This window comes from Shewanella marinintestina, assembly GCF_023283845.1.
Lineage (GTDB): Bacteria > Pseudomonadota > Gammaproteobacteria > Enterobacterales > Shewanellaceae > Shewanella > Shewanella marinintestina.
In genome coordinates this window covers 132,517-149,774 of the sequence record NZ_JAKILC010000011.1, presented here as the reverse complement: position 1 = coordinate 149,774, position 17,258 = coordinate 132,517, and the positions used below count along the sequence as shown (strand labels likewise).

The window sequence follows — 17,258 nt, the reverse complement described above, 5'->3', positions numbered from 1 at the left end:
CGCTCGTCACCTCAGGAGCAAGCTCCCTTGTGTTACCGCTCGACTTGCATGTGTTAGGCCTGCCGCCAGCGTTCAATCTGAGCCATGATCAAACTCTTCAATTAAAGTTTTGTTTGCTTCATCCACCTTACAAGTAAGGAGAAATCAGCGGCTCAACGAATTCTGTATTACATATTGCTATGAACACTCATTCATTAAGTAATTTTTGATTGCCTCACTCTTTACTAGAAAGAATGGACAATTTCGAATAACTTAATCTCTGTGAGTGTCCACACAGATTTGCTTGTCATATTGTTAAAGAGCGTGAAGTCGTCTTTCAGACTTCGCCTTAGACGCTTAGGTCGTTTGGCTGAGGAGGCGTATTCTACACTTCCCAGTGTCGGCGTCAAGCGCTTATTTTAAGAAGTTTTTCAAGCGATGATTTCTTAATCAGAAGTCAAAGCCCGAAGCTCTTAAAGCGATTGTCACCTGAGGCTAATTTCCGTAGAAGTTAATCTCTCTAACTCTGCTGCAAGTCCCATTCTATCTAGCTTAACGCTTGGTAGGTGGCCTGCTTCGCCGTGTCAGTGGGGTCGCATTATAGGGAGATTTTAAAAGAGCGCAAGCGCTTTTTTAAAGAAAGTTACTCTTTTTTGAAAAAGCTTTTTTAAGCACACCATACTCACTAAATACCCACAGAGTTATGCACAGTAATGCCTTTGTAAGTATAAAAAATATGCGCTAGAGGCCAATATAATCAAGCTTATCGACTTTCTAGCATGTTTACTGATGCTAGGTTGTGTTCACTAATACGTAAGCAATAAACTTAATTATGACCGCTTAAGTAGATATTGCTTGGCAAGCACGCCATATAAACAATATCTCCTCGGCTTTATAGCTCTCTTATACTGCGGCTTCTATATAAGCTGACGAGTTGAACCTGCAGATTTAAATCGGCCCTCAACTTTAACAGACCCGTCTTTACCTTCCCTACCTTTAACTTACTCTTAATGAAGCTCGATGCGATGATGGCACCTTAGTCACGACAATATCGGTTTAATGATTGATACACTATTAAGTAATGGCCCCGAGATAAGATGCCGTCTTTTATTACCTATCCATTAAAGCCAGCTCAACCGCTTTCGCTGCATGGAGCTCTGTAGTGTCATATAAAGGTACATGGGTATCTTGCTGCTGAACAAGCAATGCAATTTCAGTACAACCTAAAATCACAGCTTCAGCTCCCTGCGCTTCTAATGCTGCGATAATCGTTAAGTATTGTGCACGAGAGCTTGACGAAATAACGCCGCGGCATAGCTCTTCATAAATAATGCTATGTACTACTTTACGGTCGGCCTCTTTAGGAACAATCACGTTTATCGCGTACTTGTTTTGTAAGCGGCTTTTATAGAAGTCTTGCTCCATAGTAAAAGCAGTTCCTAGCAGCCCTACCTTTTTAATACCGTCAGCAACCAACTGACTCGCTGTAGCGTCGGCTATATGCAAAATTGGAATATTGATACTAGCTTGTATGTCATCTGCGACTTTGTGCATAGTGTTAGTACATATAAGTAGAAAGTCAGCGCCAGCGGCTTCAACTGATTTAGCTGCTGAACTAAGAATTGCAGCAGTTTGTTGCCACTCGCCTTTGTGCTGCAGCTTTTCTATTTCTGCAAAATCGACACTATATAAAGCTACCTTTGCCGAATGTAGCCCACCAAGCTCAGCTTTGACCCCTTGATTGAGTGCGCTGTAATAACTCGCTGTAGACTCCCAACTCATTCCACCAAGCATACCGATTGTTTTCATGCCTACTTCCTCATTATTACTCGATGCACATTTGCACCGCCAGCTACACAACAATTTATGTAAAACATCGCATTATGGCAATGCAGCATAAGTAAAAAGCAAAAAAGGGCCAAAAGGCCCTTTTTTTGTTATTATCTCTAAAAGCTAGTAAACACCTTGCGCTTTCATGGCATCGGCTACTTTAACAAAACCTGCTACGTTAGCACCTAGCTCGTAGTTAATATGCTCACCTTCACGACCATACTGCTCACATGTCGCGTGGATTGAATACATGATGTCACGTAAACGCACATCAACTTCTTCACGACTCCAGCTCAAACGTAATGCATTTTGGCTCATCTCTAAACCAGAGGTTGCTACACCGCCAGCGTTAGCTGCTTTACCTGGAGCAAACAATACTTTGGCTTCGTGCATTAACGCAATAGCTTCAGCAGTACTTGGCATATTCGCGCCCTCAGCAACAATCTGCACACCATTTTCAATCAGCATTTCAGCATGTTCAGCATCTAGCTCATTTTGGGTTGCGCAAGGTAATGCGACGTCTGCAGCAAACTGCCATGGGGTTCCACCAGTGACATACTCTAACCCCATTTCATGGGCGTAATCAGCAACGCGGCCACGACGGTCATTTTTAACTTCCATTAATTTAGCCAATTTTTCAGTAGTAAAACCTTCAGGATCAAATACCACGCCACTTGAATCTGATGCGGTAATCACTTTACCGCCCATCTCCATTGCCTTTTCAATTGCATACTGGGCTACGTTACCTGAACCAGATACAGTAACCGTTTTACCCACTAATGTTTCGCCCTTTGCTTTTAGCATAGCTTCAACGAAATATAGCAAACCATAACCAGTGGCTTCAGGACGGATCAAGCTACCACCAAAAGACAAGCCTTTACCGGTAAATACGCATTCAGCACTATTAGTTAGCTTCTTCATCATGCCGGTCATGTAACCCACTTCACGTGCGCCCACACCAATATCACCCGCTGGAACATCAGTATCCGCACCTAAGTGACGGTGCAGCTCAAGCATCAATGCCTGACAAAAACGCATCACTTCGCCTTCACTCTTACCTTTAGGATCGAAGTCACTACCACCTTTGCCGCCGCCCATAGGTAACGTCGTTAGTGCATTTTTGAATGTCTGCTCAAATGCTAAAAACTTAAGTACAGATTGGTTCACAGACGGATGGAAACGCATTCCACCTTTAAATGGACCAATAGATGAGTTGTGCTGAATACGGAAAGCGCGGTTAACTTGTACCTTACCGCTATCATCTACCCAAGAAACACGAAATTGAATTAAACGCTCTGGCTCAACCAAACGCTCTAAAATACCAGCGTTTAGGTATTCAGGACGCGCTGCTACAAAAGGCCAAATAGAAGTCAGCACTTCTTTTACTGCTTGCAAAAACTCAGGTTGATTAGGGTTACGCTCAGCAACGGTAGTAAGAAAACTATCAAGAGTCATATCGCAGCTCATTTTGGTGCTCCAGGGTATACAAATAATTGAGGTAGCTACTGCTTAGGATGCGCTAGGCATGCCCGCAGCTTATATTGTGGAATGGTTTATATCAGTATTTGATAGTTAATGAATACAAGACTTTACTGAACCTGTGTGATGCCTCAAGAAAATCAAACATTCTCCCCCACTGATGATGATTCACCAATAAAACCGCAATTAAAAAGAGAAATCATCAAACTTGCCGAGGAACACCTTTTGATTGTGCAAATTTCAACCGTCACATCAAAATAGACAGCAGTTAATAACAAGTCTAGAGGTAATAGAAGGCTAAGAGTTCAAAACGCATCTTCTTTAATGCGAAAAGGCCCCAGCATTTCTGCTAGGACCTCATCTAAATGTGATGCTGGGGTAGCCGGTTCCTAGTAAAGAGTCTAAACAACAGGAACCTCAGGGTTCAGCTTTTATTTGAACATACGAAAAAGGGCTACTCTTTCGAGTAGCCCTTCATCTTGAATGTGGTGGAGGGATTGCTGGCTTTAAATAATAGGAGCCCTAGGGTTCAACTTTAATAAATCGTAGATAGCAAAAAGCCCGCTATAAATAGCGGGCTTTTCTAAATGTGGCGCTGGGATAGCTAATTTTAAACAACAGGAACCCTAGGGTTCAGCTTTTATTTGAACATACGAAAAAGGGCCTCCATTACTGGAAGCCCTTTCTCTAAATGTGGCGGAGGGATAGGGATTTGAACCCTAGATGGGCTATAAACCCATGCCGGTTTTCAAGACCGGTGCATTCGACCACTCTGCCATCCCTCCGAACGCCGCTGATAATAGGGATACTCGTCGCCAATGTAAAGCCTAATTTCACTCAAATGGCTAGTTTGCACAAAAACTCAGCGCACCAAGCCATTTTCATTCATATTAGCTGTAAATATAGCCTAGATAGCCGACCTTCCTATATGTTGGAATGTATGCCAGCTTCTAAAACAGTAACTCCAGGGTTCAACTTTATAAATCGCAGATACGAAAAAGAGCTGCCGCTCTTTACTACAAGAATGAAAGCCCTTTCTCTAAATGTGGCGGAGGGATAGCCGACTCCTAGTAAAGAGTCTAAACAATACGAATCCTAGGGTTCAGCTTTATAAAAGCTTAGATAGCAAAAAGCCCGCTATAAATAGCGGGCTTTCTAAATGTGGCGCGGGAATAGCTGACTTTAAACAATGGGAACCCTAGGGTTCAAAGTGCTACTTCCAGAATGCGAAAAGGCCCCAGCATTTCTGCTGGGGCCTCATCTAAATGTGGCGCTGGGAGAGCTAATTTTAAACAACAGGAACCCCAGGGTTCAGCTTTTATTTGAACATACGAAAAAAGGGCTTCCATTACTGGAAGCCCTTTCTCTAAATGTGGCGGAGGGATAGGGATTTGAACCCTAGATGGGCTATAAACCCATGCCGGTTTTCAAGACCGGTGCATTCGACCACTCTGCCATCCCTCCGAACGCCGCAGATAATAGGGATACTCCGCGGCAATGTAAAGTCTATTTTGATTCAAATGACTAAAAAACCAACCAAATACAAAAATAAATGCTTATTCAGCCATTTTTTAGCCAAAACTCACTCAAAACCTTCCATCAATAGCGATACTAGCATCTATACAAGCTCTCCCTATTAACGATTACATCTAGCTGTTATTGCTAAGTAGTAGATGATTAGCCTACTGCAGGGAACAAATTAAACATCTGCATCAACTGCACACTGATTATCAGTAACCCAGCTACCGATGCAATTGCCAAACCTAGCGTGCCACCTTTAACTTGGTAACCACCAAGCCCAGCTTGCTTGCGCTGAGTCGCGACCATTGCCACAGGTAAAAATACAGCCAAGATCACCAATGCGAAAGCTGCGTAACCCAATGCAGTAATAAAGCCCTGTGGGTAGAATAATGCAAAGCCTAACGGTGGCAAGAAAGTGACTAAGCCAACCTGCACTCTATGGCTAGGTGTTGCACTGCGCTTAAGTAGGTCTGAAATAAAGTCGAATAAGCCTAAGCTTACCCCCAGAAACGACGTAGCTAAGGCTAAATCTGCAAACACAGATACCGCATTGGCAATCATAGGGTTATGTAACAAGTTACTCAATGAACCTATAAACCCATTAAGGCTTTGGCTAGCCATCAACTCCTGTTGCGTTAACACGCCTTGGCTTGCCAGCATCCAAAGACCGTAAACCATTAGCGGCAATGCTGACCCAACAAGGATAATCCAGCGTAGCGCTTTAGTATCTTTACCTAAGTAACGCACCACTGATGGGATTGAACCATGAAAGCCAAAAGAGGTAAAAATAACCGGAAGTGAAGCTAACACAAGCCCTTGATGCACTGGTAACGCGACTAAGTTATCGACCGATACATGAGGCAGTAGCAAAAATAACATCACCACCAGCGCAACAAGTTTTAAGGAAAATAAGCTGCGGTTTATTATGTCTACTGAACGGGTACCAATGGCAACCACTGTACCGATAAGTAAGGTAAAAATAAGCGCCCCACTTTGCTCTGGTAAATCGAGTCCCGCCCAATTGACTAGCTTATCATTCATCTGCTCGCCGCCACCGGCAATGTATGCGGAGCAGAGTGCATAAAATAGAAACATCATTGAGAAGCTGGCTACTAGCTGACCTTTTCGGCCTAGTAGCTTATAGGCCAGAGTATGTAAGGTGGCATCCACTGGCGCGTATTGATGTACTTCAATCATCAACAATGCGGTATAGGTCATTAGTGACCAAATAAAAAACATAACGATACAGGCAACGCCAAAGCCTAGACCAGATGCAGCTAATGGTAGTGCCAACATACCCGCACCGATTGTGGTACCAGCGATAATAAGCATACTGCCGAAGATTTTACTATTGTTCATTTATGGTGTTCCAAATTAATAAGAGGAGGCTTCGGAACAGGCTTTGAATAGTGACCAACTTCCGAAAAATGGAATTGCCACAATGGAGTGATTTAAAACATGAGGGGGGAGAATTAACCTCTATCTACGCCATTGTGGCTATAGATAGTAATAAGCCTGAATAGGTGTTAACAACACGTGACTACCCTTAATAAATTCTGTTAATCAACGACTTAAATAACAGCAAGTTAGATGAGACTCCACGATAGGATGTCCACGTTCTACTGTCAACAAACATATCCGATTAATTTCGAATAAACAGACCTCGGCCGTTTTACGCTGCTTTGAAGTCAAAAGTAACTCATTTCAAATTCATTTACATACTGTTGCAACCCAAGCTTATACATTCGCTTGCTCCTCTGATAGGTTAACCGTATTAATTTAGATATTACTGTTTAACAGCATTTGCCTAGCGACTAAATTAGAGCTTTATTCGTGTGTAGCAGGTTAATAATAAAAAAGGACAGCTGAGAACAATGACATTAGTACAAGCCTGTAAAACCATCGTATTAAGCCTGCTTATTTTTGTTGTAAGTGGCTGTGCCAACACTAATAAACAAACTGAGTACCTTACCTTTGTTTCCCCTGGGGATACTGTTCCCGTCAGCCAATTTGTCGATACCCAAGGTAACAGCATAGATTTGAGCCAATCTAACAACAATAAGCTACTTATCTTATTCGCCACTTGGTGTCACGACTCACAGCGCACCATGAAACACTTAGTAAACTCAAATCTCCATCTCAGTCCAAATATCGACATCATTGGTATTGGCCGCGAAGAAACCGTAGCAAATTTAGATAAGTTCGCCGCAGAATATGAGCTGAACTTTGCTTTAGTGGCTGATACAGACAGATCAATTTACTCCCAGTTTGCCAATACAGGTATTCCAAGATTGATCTTGTTAGACGCTGATAATAAAGTAGTTAAAACGATTATCGGTGAAACAGACAACCCAATAACAGAAGTCGTGTGGTAATAGCGATTGGTGCCAAAGGAAACAAAAGGAAGAGTATGAGCAAAATCATAACCGAAACACCAAGACTTATTATCAGAGAGTTTAACCTCGATGACGTACAAGCCGTATATGATTTTAATGCTGATGAAAGAGTCAACCTATATACAGGCGACGCAGGAGTCGTAAAGTCACTCGCTGATGCCGAGCGCATTATTCGCGATATCTGGCTCAATGAATATTTACAATTTGGCTATGCTCGTTGGGCGGTAGTCTTGAAAGAAACTAACAGTGTTATTGGCTTTTGCGGCTTTAAAAATGATTATCGTATTGATGAAACAGATATTGGTTATCGTTTTGCACCTGAGTATTGGGGCCAAGGGTATGCGACTGAAGCTAATCAAGCTTGTATTGAATATGCTAAAGCCCATATGGATTTAGACTATATCGTCGGTGATGTTGTAGACAAAAATCACGCATCAATCAATGTGCTAAAAAAGCTGGGTATGAGCTTCAATAAAAAATTTCAAAATTTAGGCTTTATGATCCAACGTTACGACATGTATTTAAAAAGCAAAGCCTAGTCTTAAGCAAAAAAGCCCTTTGAATCATTAATCATTCACAGGGCTTTTTATGTGTCATTGCAGGTGATTTAAGCTTGTAATCCAACATCAGATGTTTACCAGCAACTCATATCAAGTTAACTCGCGATCTCTTTTACAACGGTGTTGCAGCTGCGAATATCAGATGGCGTTAAACTATGTAAATGTTCTATAAGCTTAAAGCACAGCTCAATATATTGAATCGCTTCCGCCCTACCCACTTCATAATTTACAGCATGAGCCACTTTGTTACGCAACTGGCGCAACTCGCTAAATAGCTTCCCCTGCTTAGTATTGATCAATGACTCGTTAATCAAGATATTCTCTATATGCTTGTAGCGCGTGTTTTGATCTAGAGTGATATTGTCACAGTGAGATTTAATCAGTTGCTCAGCCGCTAAGTCCACTTGCTCCCAAGCCTCTAGAATCGCTGAATTAGGTAGGCTATTTGCCGACGCAATAAGTAAGGTTTTCTTATCTGTTTTTAACTCAGGAAACACCCCCTGAGCTTGCTGAGTGACCGCTTTTAAACCTTGACCAAACTCAAGCTCTAAATCTTTAAACTTAAGCTTTTTAGCTAATGGGATCAGCTTAGATAAGGGTCGCTTTAAATTAATCACAGCAAACATCAGCACTGCTGGCCAAATCAATTTATCTAGCAGCTCAATGGTAAATTGCATCCAGCTCATTTAACTATCCTTCCATGTTATGCCATTAACTTACTCTAAGGTTAGCAAGATTCTCCACCAGAATAAAACTCGCCTAGGCTGCGAATGGACCTTGATTAAGTTACTTTTAGCCCGCTAGTTTTTATTTTTAGAAACTTGTTGATAGGTATTGCTATTCCAGTCAAACACATACTCAACGCCTTGCCACTCATACACGGTGCGACCATCTTTTTGGAGCACTCGAGCATTATCAGGTAATCGGGCTAAACCGCTCGAATAGCTGACACTCGTGGTCACTCGTTCTGGTGGCCTAACCACCTTAGGTTCAGGAGCTTTATAGGTTTGCCTGTCATAACGATAAGGCGAGTAGTAACGGTTGTTATAACCATAAGGATAGCGCCAACGAGAGCCCACGCCCCAGTTATAACCTGGGCGCCAGCCAGGCCTGTAATAACCATTACGATACGGATAACCGTACCAACTGTTAGATACACCTACATTCCAGCGCCAAGGGTCACGATAATCATAATTACTCCAGCCAAAACCGACACTCACATTACTTATCACTTGCGAGGTTACCAATGTAGCCACAGGCTTCGCTGTTAGCGGCATTGCAGCTAAAGCTAATAAGACGGCAAGATAACAGTGCTGTTTATGTATTCTCATCGCTATTTTCCTCTGTTGGAAAAACTCAACAAACATGAAAGGCGTTAATTAAGTTTACGCTCAAATAACCACTAATCCAATGCCATAAACTAAGCCATTACTAACAAAGGCAATTGCTTCAGTAAAGCCTGAAATATATCGAGAACACGCTTTGATGAACAAGCGTTTAACGCACGTTCGAATAATGCTATAGTGCGCGCCATATCACAGTTTATAGCGATGAGAATTCCCCTATGAGTTTTAAGGATTTGCGCAGCTTTATAGACCACCTAGAAACCAATGGTGAGCTGAAGCGTATTAGTCATCCCGTTGATCCTCATTTGGAAATGACAGAGATAGCCGATCGCGTTCTACGCGCCAAAGGCCCCGCTTTGTTATTCGAAAATCCGGTCGGCAATGATATGCCCGTATTAGCTAATTTGTTTGGTACCCCAAAACGCGTAGCTATGGCATTAGGTAAAGAAGATCCTCTCGCGCTTCGCGATGTGGGTGAGCTACTGGCTTTTCTAAAGGAGCCCGAGCCACCACGCGGCTTTAAAGACGCTATCTCAAAAATCCCTATGTTTAAGCAAGCCTTAAACATGCCGCCAAAAACCGTACGTAATCCTCCTTGCCAACAAGTAGTAAAAACCGGTGACGAGGTCGATTTAACTAAACTGCCTATTCAACACTGCTGGCCGGGTGATGTTGCGCCACTAGTAACTTGGGGTTTAACCATCACAAAAGGGCCACGCCAAAAGCGCCAAAACTTGGGTATTTACCGCCAACAATTACTCGGTAGAGACAAGTTAATTATGCGCTGGCTTGATCATCGCGGCGGCGCGCTAGATTTTAAAGATTTCAAAGAAAAGCATCCAGGTGAGCGCTACCCTGTAGTCGTTGCTTTAGGTGCAGATCCGGTGACAATTTTAGGTGCGGTAACTCCAGTGCCTGACGCCATGAGCGAATATGCCTTCGCCGGACTACTGCGCGGTGAACGTACTGAAGTATGTAAAGCACTTAGCTGTGATTTAGAAGTACCTGCCACCAGCGAAATCATCTTAGAAGGTTATATTGACCCAGAAGAGATGGCTGAAGAAGGTCCATATGGCGATCACACTGGCTATTACAACGAAACCGACTCCTTCCCAGTGTTTACTGTAACTCACATTACTCACAGAAAAGATGCCATTTACCACAGCACCTACACCGGCCGTCCACCAGATGAGCCAGCTATGCTAGGTGTGGCACTAAACGAAGTATTTGTGCCAATTTTGCGTAAGCAATACCCCGAAATCATCGACTTCTACCTGCCGCCAGAGGGCTGCTCGTACCGTATGGCAGTGATCTCGATTCGTAAGCAATATCCAGGGCATGCTAAACGAGTGATGATGGGCGCTTGGTCGTTTCTGCGCCAGTTTATGTATACCAAGTTTATTGTCGTGGTCGACGAAGACGTTAACTGCCGTGATTGGAACGATGTAATTTGGGCGATTACCACCCGCATGGATCCTAAGCGCGACACAGTTATGATCGAAAATACCCCTATCGATTATCTCGACTTTGCCTCGCCTGTTGCAGGTCTTGGCTCAAAAATGGGTATGGACGCTACGAATAAGTGGGAAGGCGAAACCGACCGCGAATGGGGAACACCGATCGTAATGGATGAAGCCGTAAAACAAAAAGTTGATGCCATCTGGGATGACCTAGGCATTGATGACGCACCAACCCTATAACTTTACCTTGCCAAATATTAGCAAGGGTTTATATTGCCTGCTACGGGTTAGCAGGCAAATGAATTTAGACTGAATAAGCTTCCAAAGAGAAGCTCATCAAGGATTAAAGATGAACACTATTAGCTGTACGATTGAAAAAGTAGCGCCATTTAATAATGCTGTGTTTCAGGTTATTTTGAAGCCTAGCATCGCTTTCAACTTTAAAGCGGGCCAATACCTATGCGTAGTTATGGGAGAGAAAGACAAACGTCCATTCTCTATCGCTTCAGCACCTGATGCAGAACATATTGAGCTACATATCGGTGCAGCTGTTAGCGAAAGCTACCCTATGCAAGTGGTAGAGCGTTTAAAAGAATGCTTAGCCACAGGAAATAGCATTGAAATTGAAGTACCTGGTGGTGATGCTCACCTACGAAGTGAAAGCGTCCGCCCTCGCCTGTTGATTGCTGGCGGCACAGGTTTTTCATATATCAAAAGTATTGTTGAGCAAAAGATTGCTCTTGGCCAAGATATTGAAACCACACTGTACTGGGGCTGTCGTAACCAAGACGCCATGTATTATGAAACCATTGCCCGTGAATGGCATGATGCTCACCCATGGCTTAACTTTATCCCAGTTATTGAAGAAGCAACCGATGACTGGAAAGGTAAAGAAGCGAATCTGCTTGAGCAGATAAAAGACGATTTTACTAGTCTAAAAGGCTATGACATCTATATTGCTGGCCGTTTTGATATGGTTGGTGCTGCGCGTGAAGTGTTCCGTACTATGGGTGTTGAAGAAGACCACCTCTACGGCGATGCGTTCGCGTTTATTAAGTAAATAAGTTGTAAGATCAACCAAAGGCGAGAGGATGCAAAATCCACTCGCCTTTTTTGTCGTTTTGCTTTTAACTTTAGCTTCGACTATGCCTTGCTTGCTACACTGGCGCGCTCAGTCACCCTTGGCTCAATGTCCATAAACTGTGGCGGCAAGCTTGGGTCATGCAAACGCGCAATCAATGCATTTACTGCCGCAGCGCCCAAGCGCCCAAGCGCGCTTTTGACTGATGAATACTAGTTAGCGCAGGGGTCATAAACTTCGCCAGCTGAATATTATCGTAACCAATTACCGATAACTGCTGCGGGATCTGCACTCCAGTGCGCTGGGCTTCATGTAATACACCAATCGCCATCATGTCGTTGCACACGAATAACGCGCTCGGTAATTTTCCATTAGCTTGTAGCTGAGCAAATGCCGCTTTACCACCTTCGGTTTCAAAGTTAGCTTCAATAACCCAATCTGGATTAATCGGTAAGTTTGCCTCCGCCATAGCATCAACAAATCCTTGATATCGTAAGTCTGCCTGCTGGCGATTACGCGGACCGGTAATACAGCCTATTTGCGTATGACCGTTATCAATCAGGTATTGGGTCGCTAAGATGCCGCCTTGGCGCGAGTGGCCTTGAATTTTGTCGCAAGGAAAATCCACTTGGCCCCAATCCATTACCACAACAGGTAAGCCACCTAAACGGCGATACAGCAATGCATCCTCACCTTCAAGCATAGCGCACATCATGATTAAACCATCGACACGGCGCTCAATTAAAGTGGTTAACGAGCGCTTTAATCGCTGTGCATCCCCCTCTGTATTACACAGAATAAGGTTATACCCTTGCTGGTAACAGGCTTGCTCAACGCTGCGCACAACCTCAGCGTAAAATGGGTTAGTCGAGGTCGTCACCAACATGCCAATAGTTTTAGTGCAGTTCTGTTTAAGGCTACGAGCCACGGCTGAAGGGCCATGATAATTTAACTGCTGCGCAGCATCTTGCACCCGCTTTGCAATATCATCACTTACAAACCGAGTTCCGTTCATCACATGGCTGACTGTTGATGTGGATACGCTGGCAAGTTTGGCAACATCTTTCATGGTGGCCATGGATTAGCTTCCTATCTTGTCACTTATACTAATTACTGCGCAGTAATAAACTGCTCAACTTCATCTCGCGATGGAATTGAAGTTTGCGCGCCAAAACGGGTGACTGAAATCGCTGCCGCACCGTGGGCAAATACCACTGCATCTTCAATAGCTTTACCTTCAAGTAAACCCGTTACAAATGCACCGTTAAAAGTGTCGCCAGCGGCTGTTGTATCGGTGGCTGTTACTTTAAAACCTGGGATGATTTTACCTGTGCCTTGCTGGCTTATGTAAACGCCCTTAGAACCTAAAGTAATCATCACAATGGCAATGCCTTTATCGTGTAACGCTTGAGCTGCTTTAGCGGCACTATCAGCGTCAGTCACGGCAACGCCTGTTAGCACTTCGGCTTCTGTTTCGTTAGGGGTGATTATATCAACCATTGCCAACAACGCATCAGGTAAAGCACGTGCTGGTGCGGGATTTAAAATCACTTTGGTGCCATTCGCTTTAGCTATGCTCGCTGCATACTCAATACCTGCAAGTGGGGTTTCTAGCTGCATCAATAAGTAATTAGCCGCAGCAATTTGCGCACAGTGTTGGTTCACAACCTCAGCGGTTAAGGCATCGTTCGCTGCTGCGGCAATACAGATACTGTTCTCGCCGCAATCGCTCACTTGGATCATCGCAATACCGGTAGGCGTATTCTCAATCATGTGCACCGCAGAGATATCTATGCCGTCGTCAGCAAACACGCCACGAATATTTTGTCCAAAACCGTCATCACCCACACAAGCAATAAAACCAATATCGGCATTTAAACGTGCGGCTGCAACGGCTTGATTAGCACCTTTGCCACCTGGAATAATTTGATAATTCCGCCCATGTAAAGTTTCCCCCGGACGAGGAAAAGAAGGCACTTGTAAAACATGATCGGCATTAACACTGCCTAAAACAATTAACTGAGACATTTACATATTCCTTGATGTTCTCTGACTCACGGCCAACTTAACTTGTTGTTGGGCTCAGAGGAAAATGCGCCTAGATATTAACTCTACTGACGCCAAATACTAGTTTGCCAAATTGCGGCTTAGATTACTGTGTTAGAGTAACGATTTTTAACGCAACAGGTATCGATTTTTCAACCACTTGGCCTTTTAAAATCTTATCGGCAATAATAATGCCGGTGGCACCAAGTAACTCAGGTTGCTGAGCAATGGTGGCCGATAACTGTTGGCGTCTAACGGCTGCAATACCTTCATCGGTACCGTCAAAACCAATCACCATAATATCTTTACCCGCCGCTTCAATTGCCCGTAGTGCGCCTAAGGCCATTTCATCATTCTGGGCAAATACCGCCTGCACATCACCATTAGCTGCCAACATATTTTCCATCACGTTTAAGCCTTTTGAGCGGTCAAAGTCCGCAGGCTGACTAGATAGCATGTGTAACTTATTGGCAATCACTGCATTGCTAAAACCTTCACCGCGCTCACGAGCAGCAGAGGTACCCGCGATTCCCTCTAACTGAATTACTTTAGCGTCATGCCCTAACTGCTGCGCAATAAACTGCCCCGCAAGCTCACCACCAGCGATATTGTCAGACGCTATATGACTAACGATATCGCCATGCGCAGCGGTTCTATCTAATGTCAGCACTGGAATGTTAGCGCGGTTAGCGGTACGAATGGCATTGGTTACCGCTAACGCATCGGTCGGGTTGATCAAAATCGCTTTAACGCCGCGCATCGTTAAGTCTTCAACGTTTGCCAGCTCTTTACTCGGGTCGTTTTGCGAGTCCAGTGCAATCAGCTTATAACCTAGTTCTTTGGCTTGCGCTTCAGCACCATCTTTCATAGTGACGAAAAAGGGATTATTCATTGTCGACAGTACGATAGCAATCGCATCTTGTGCGCTGGCGCTAAAAGGCGCACAGGCAGACAACAGCACGATCGAGCACAGAGCAGAGGCTTTAAGATTAGCAAGTCGGTTCATGGTAAACCTTGTCAATTCGGGAAATACAAAAAGGCAGCACACTAAATGCACTGCCATATCGCGTTATGCTTTTTGCTTAGTATCGATAAGTACCGCCAGCAAGATCACGCTGGCTTTAGCAATCATCTGGTAATACGACGACACATCAAGCAGGTTTAAGGCATTGTTCAAAAAGCCAATGATAAGTGCGCCAATTAAGGTGCCCATGATCCGGCCTTTACCGCCCATCAAACTGGTACCACCTAACACGACCGCCGCAATCGCATCGAGTTCATAACCCATACCCGCTGTAGGCTGCGCCGACGATAAACGCGCCGTGACGATAATGCCAGCTAGCGCCGCCATTGAGCCACAAATGGCATAAGCAGCAATCTTAACTTTATCTACTGCAATACCCGATAATCTCGCCGCAGACTCATTACCACCGACCGCATATATATAGCGGCCAAAACGCGTGTGATTAAGCAAATACCAAGCGCCAATAAATACAATCGCCATTAACCATACTGGCACAGGGATCCCCAGTACATAGCCCGTACCTAACCAAGTAAAGCTGTCTGCTGTATCAGTAAATCCTGTTGGCACAGGGCGACCGTCGGTGTAAACCATAGTTACGCCGCGAAGCAGTGTCATGGTCACTAGCGTTGCAATAAAGGCCTGCACCTTGCCCTTAGCGACAATAATTCCGCTAATTGCGCCGAGTGCTGCACCAGCAATTAACGCTACCGGTAACGCCACCACAACGGGCACATCCATACCGATTAAAGTCGCTACAATCGCGCCACTGAGCGCTAAGACTGAACCGACACTTAGGTCAATCCCCGCGGTTAAAATCACTATGGTCATTCCCACAGCAATAATGGCGTTGATCGAAGTCTGACGCAGGATATTGAGTAAGTTATCAAGGGTTAAAAAATTAGGGTTCAGTAAAGACACCACAAATATAAGGCTAAACAAGGCGATGAGAGACTTATTCTCAATTAACCACGCTTTATTAATGCGCTTATAAAACGGCTTCGCTGTAATTGACTGACTCATGCAATATCCTTATGTAATGTTTTACCCACTGCGCAAGCAAGAATAGTTTCTTGATCTGCTTGGCTTGCATCAAACTCACCACTAATCTGGCCTTGGTGCATCACTAAAATGCGGTCTGACATTCCCAGTAACTCCGGCATATCCGACGATACTAAAATAATGCTCATTCCTTGCGCCTTGAAACGATTGATTAAATCGTAGATCTCTTTCTTTGCCCCCACATCTACACCGCGAGTAGGCTCATCTAATATGAGTACTTGTGGCAAGGTCATTAAACCTTTAGCAATAGACACTTTTTGCTGATTTCCCCCCGACAAATTGCCAATGCGCGCATCACGACTTGGGGTTTTAATATTGAAGGCATCGATAAAACGGTCGACTTCGGCCATTTCATCACTGTGGCGTAGTTGCAGCCCCGAACTGAGCTTAGACAATGCACAAATAGACATATTTTCTTTAACCGACAAATCCAGCAGTAAACCATCGCCTTTACGGTCTTCAGAGATATAAGCAATCCCGGCAGCTAGCGCCTGTTGCGGACTATTAATCTTAATATCGCTGCCATTCAGTAAGACCTGTCCTTGAGTTTTAGTCTCTGCGCCAAAGATCATTTTCATTAGCTCTGTGCGCCCCGCCCCCATCAAGCCAGAGAAACCAAGGATTTCGCCTTTGTTAAGGTTGAAGCTCACATTGGCTACCCCCGGACCCGATATCTGATTCACCGCTAAACGGCTACCTTGATGAGTAATCGCGATACGCGGATATTGGTCTGCTAACTTGCGACCCACCATACGTTCTATCAGTTGATCTTCAGTGATATCGGCAATCGCTGATTCATTAATAAAACTGCCATCACGCAATACCGTAACCGCATCGCAAATAGTGAAAATCTCTTGCATACGATGGGAGATGTAAACGATACCGCAACCTTGATCTCGCAGTTCGTTTATCACCTTAAATAAAGATTGGGTTTCGATGTCAGTTAGCGCATCAGTCGGCTCATCCATAATGATGACTTTCGAGTCGAACGAAATTGCCTTGGCGATCTCAACCATCTGTTGCTCACCTAAGCTCAATTGGCCGACTAATATTTGTGGTGCATGGGATAGAGATAAACGGCTTAATAGTGCTGATGCTTGGGCATTCATTTCATCCCAAAGTATGCGGCCAAAGCGCGAGGTAATCTCACGACCGAGGAAAATATTTTCTGCGATAGTTAGCTCAGGAAGCAGGTTTAGTTCCTGATGAATGATGCTAATCCCAGCCGCTTGTGAGTCGCGGGGACCATCAAAACGACGTGCCTTACCTTGATAAACAATACGCCCAGCATCTAAGTTATAGATCCCTGTGAGTACTTTCATCAGGGTCGATTTACCTGCGCCATTTTCTCCCATCAATGCCATCACTTTGCCTGGGTAGACATTTAAGCTGGCTTTATTTAGGGCTTTAACCCCGGGAAAAGACTTTTCAATGGCTTGTAACTGCAATATTGCTTGGGTCATGGGTGACTCCGCTA

General features: G+C 44.2%; 14 protein-coding genes, 2 tRNA genes and 1 rRNA gene. 4 read left to right on the top strand and 13 right to left on the bottom strand.

Features of this window, described 5'->3' with window-relative positions; all coding sequences use genetic code 11:
* The 6 genes from L2747_RS13485 to L2747_RS13460 all read right to left on the bottom strand — a co-directional run.
* Positions 1-104, bottom strand: a 16S ribosomal RNA gene (locus tag L2747_RS13485); the annotation flags it as partial.
* A 985-nt stretch (positions 105-1,089) separates the two neighbouring features.
* Positions 1,090-1,788, bottom strand: a complete 699-nt coding sequence (locus L2747_RS13480) for an aspartate/glutamate racemase family protein (protein WP_248999538.1) — start codon at positions 1,786-1,788, stop codon at positions 1,090-1,092.
* A 144-nt stretch (positions 1,789-1,932) separates the two neighbouring features.
* A complete protein-coding gene (gdhA, locus tag L2747_RS13475; RefSeq protein ID WP_346347787.1) occupies positions 1,933-3,276 on the bottom strand; it encodes an NADP-specific glutamate dehydrogenase in 1,344 nt (447 codons plus the stop codon).
* A gap of 706 nt (positions 3,277-3,982) precedes the next feature.
* Positions 3,983-4,073, bottom strand: a tRNA-Ser gene (locus tag L2747_RS13470).
* A 588-nt stretch (positions 4,074-4,661) separates the two neighbouring features.
* Positions 4,662-4,752, bottom strand: a tRNA-Ser gene (locus L2747_RS13465).
* 213 nt (positions 4,753-4,965) lie between these two features.
* Entirely contained in the window at positions 4,966-6,168 is a 1,203-nt protein-coding gene (locus L2747_RS13460; protein ID WP_248999537.1) for an aromatic amino acid transport family protein, read from the bottom strand.
* A gap of 515 nt (positions 6,169-6,683) precedes the next feature.
* Here L2747_RS13460 and L2747_RS13455 point away from each other — a divergent pair.
* Together L2747_RS13455 and L2747_RS13450 are read left to right on the top strand one after the other, a co-directional pair.
* On the top strand, positions 6,684-7,184 hold the full coding sequence (locus L2747_RS13455; protein ID WP_248999536.1) for a TlpA family protein disulfide reductase: 501 nt from the start codon (positions 6,684-6,686) through the stop codon (positions 7,182-7,184).
* Between the two features lie 35 nt (positions 7,185-7,219).
* Entirely contained in the window at positions 7,220-7,744 is a 525-nt protein-coding gene (locus L2747_RS13450) for a GNAT family N-acetyltransferase (RefSeq protein WP_248999535.1), read from the top strand.
* A gap of 116 nt (positions 7,745-7,860) precedes the next feature.
* On the opposite strand, the gene L2747_RS13445 is transcribed toward L2747_RS13450, so the two are convergent.
* Both L2747_RS13445 and L2747_RS13440 read right to left on the bottom strand, forming a co-directional pair.
* Positions 7,861-8,451, bottom strand: a complete 591-nt coding sequence (locus tag L2747_RS13445; protein ID WP_248999534.1) for a HEPN domain-containing protein — start codon at positions 8,449-8,451, stop codon at positions 7,861-7,863.
* Positions 8,452-8,565: 114 nt separating this feature from the next.
* The gene (locus L2747_RS13440; protein WP_248999533.1) at positions 8,566-9,096 is read right to left on the bottom strand and encodes a hypothetical protein; all 531 of its coding nucleotides are present in this window, start codon (positions 9,094-9,096) and stop codon (positions 8,566-8,568) included.
* Positions 9,097-9,329: 233 nt separating this feature from the next.
* Between L2747_RS13440 and ubiD the strand changes: the two genes are divergently transcribed.
* Both ubiD and fre read left to right on the top strand, forming a co-directional pair.
* Entirely contained in the window at positions 9,330-10,811 is a 1,482-nt protein-coding gene (ubiD, locus tag L2747_RS13435) for a 4-hydroxy-3-polyprenylbenzoate decarboxylase (protein WP_248999532.1), read from the top strand.
* 109 nt (positions 10,812-10,920) lie between these two features.
* Complete coding sequence (gene fre, locus L2747_RS13430) at positions 10,921-11,631, top strand: NAD(P)H-flavin reductase (protein WP_248999531.1); 711 nt, start codon at positions 10,921-10,923, stop codon at positions 11,629-11,631.
* 184 nt (positions 11,632-11,815) lie between these two features.
* Here fre and L2747_RS13425 read toward each other — a convergent pair whose 3' ends face one another.
* The 5 genes from L2747_RS13425 to rbsA all read right to left on the bottom strand — a co-directional run bounded on the left by L2747_RS13425 (position 11,816) and on the right by rbsA (position 17,244).
* A complete protein-coding gene (locus tag L2747_RS13425; RefSeq protein WP_248999530.1) occupies positions 11,816-12,730 on the bottom strand; it encodes a substrate-binding domain-containing protein in 915 nt (304 codons plus the stop codon).
* 32 nt (positions 12,731-12,762) lie between these two features.
* Positions 12,763-13,680: a ribokinase gene (gene rbsK / locus L2747_RS13420; RefSeq protein WP_248999529.1), complete on the bottom strand. Its 918-nt coding sequence runs from the start codon at positions 13,678-13,680 to the stop codon at positions 12,763-12,765.
* A gap of 124 nt (positions 13,681-13,804) precedes the next feature.
* Positions 13,805-14,704 carry a ribose ABC transporter substrate-binding protein RbsB gene (rbsB, locus tag L2747_RS13415; RefSeq protein WP_248999528.1) on the bottom strand — a complete coding sequence of 300 codons (900 nt, stop codon included), beginning with the start codon at positions 14,702-14,704 and terminating at the stop codon, positions 13,805-13,807.
* 63 nt (positions 14,705-14,767) lie between these two features.
* Positions 14,768-15,742, bottom strand: a complete 975-nt coding sequence (gene rbsC / locus L2747_RS13410; protein ID WP_248999527.1) for a ribose ABC transporter permease — start codon at positions 15,740-15,742, stop codon at positions 14,768-14,770.
* Entirely contained in the window at positions 15,739-17,244 is a 1,506-nt protein-coding gene (gene rbsA / locus L2747_RS13405) for a ribose ABC transporter ATP-binding protein RbsA (protein ID WP_248999526.1), read from the bottom strand. Before rbsA ends, rbsC begins: the two co-directional genes overlap by 4 nt.
* Between the last annotated feature and the right edge of the window lie 14 nt (positions 17,245-17,258).

Excerpts from the sequence above, each read along its gene's own strand:
- L2747_RS13480 (WP_248999538.1), bottom strand. The coding sequence starts at position 1,788 with ATGAAAACAATCGGTATGCTTGGTGGAATGAGTTGGGAGTCTACAGCG.
- gdhA (WP_346347787.1), bottom strand. The coding sequence starts at position 3,276 with ATGAGCTGCGATATGACTCTTGATAGTTTTCTTACTACCGTTGCTGAG.
- L2747_RS13460 (WP_248999537.1), bottom strand. The coding sequence starts at position 6,168 with ATGAACAATAGTAAAATCTTCGGCAGTATGCTTATTATCGCTGGTACC.
- L2747_RS13455 (WP_248999536.1), top strand. The coding sequence starts at position 6,684 with ATGACATTAGTACAAGCCTGTAAAACCATCGTATTAAGCCTGCTTATT.
- L2747_RS13450 (WP_248999535.1), top strand. The coding sequence starts at position 7,220 with ATGAGCAAAATCATAACCGAAACACCAAGACTTATTATCAGAGAGTTT.
- L2747_RS13445 (WP_248999534.1), bottom strand. The coding sequence starts at position 8,451 with ATGAGCTGGATGCAATTTACCATTGAGCTGCTAGATAAATTGATTTGG.
- L2747_RS13440 (WP_248999533.1), bottom strand. The coding sequence starts at position 9,096 with ATGAGAATACATAAACAGCACTGTTATCTTGCCGTCTTATTAGCTTTA.
- ubiD (WP_248999532.1), top strand. The coding sequence starts at position 9,330 with ATGAGTTTTAAGGATTTGCGCAGCTTTATAGACCACCTAGAAACCAAT.
- fre (WP_248999531.1), top strand. The coding sequence starts at position 10,921 with ATGAACACTATTAGCTGTACGATTGAAAAAGTAGCGCCATTTAATAAT.
- L2747_RS13425 (WP_248999530.1), bottom strand. The coding sequence starts at position 12,730 with ATGGCCACCATGAAAGATGTTGCCAAACTTGCCAGCGTATCCACATCA.
- rbsK (WP_248999529.1), bottom strand. The coding sequence starts at position 13,680 with ATGTCTCAGTTAATTGTTTTAGGCAGTGTTAATGCCGATCATGTTTTA.
- rbsB (WP_248999528.1), bottom strand. The coding sequence starts at position 14,704 with ATGAACCGACTTGCTAATCTTAAAGCCTCTGCTCTGTGCTCGATCGTG.
- rbsC (WP_248999527.1), bottom strand. The coding sequence starts at position 15,742 with ATGAGTCAGTCAATTACAGCGAAGCCGTTTTATAAGCGCATTAATAAA.
- rbsA (WP_248999526.1), bottom strand. The coding sequence starts at position 17,244 with ATGACCCAAGCAATATTGCAGTTACAAGCCATTGAAAAGTCTTTTCCC.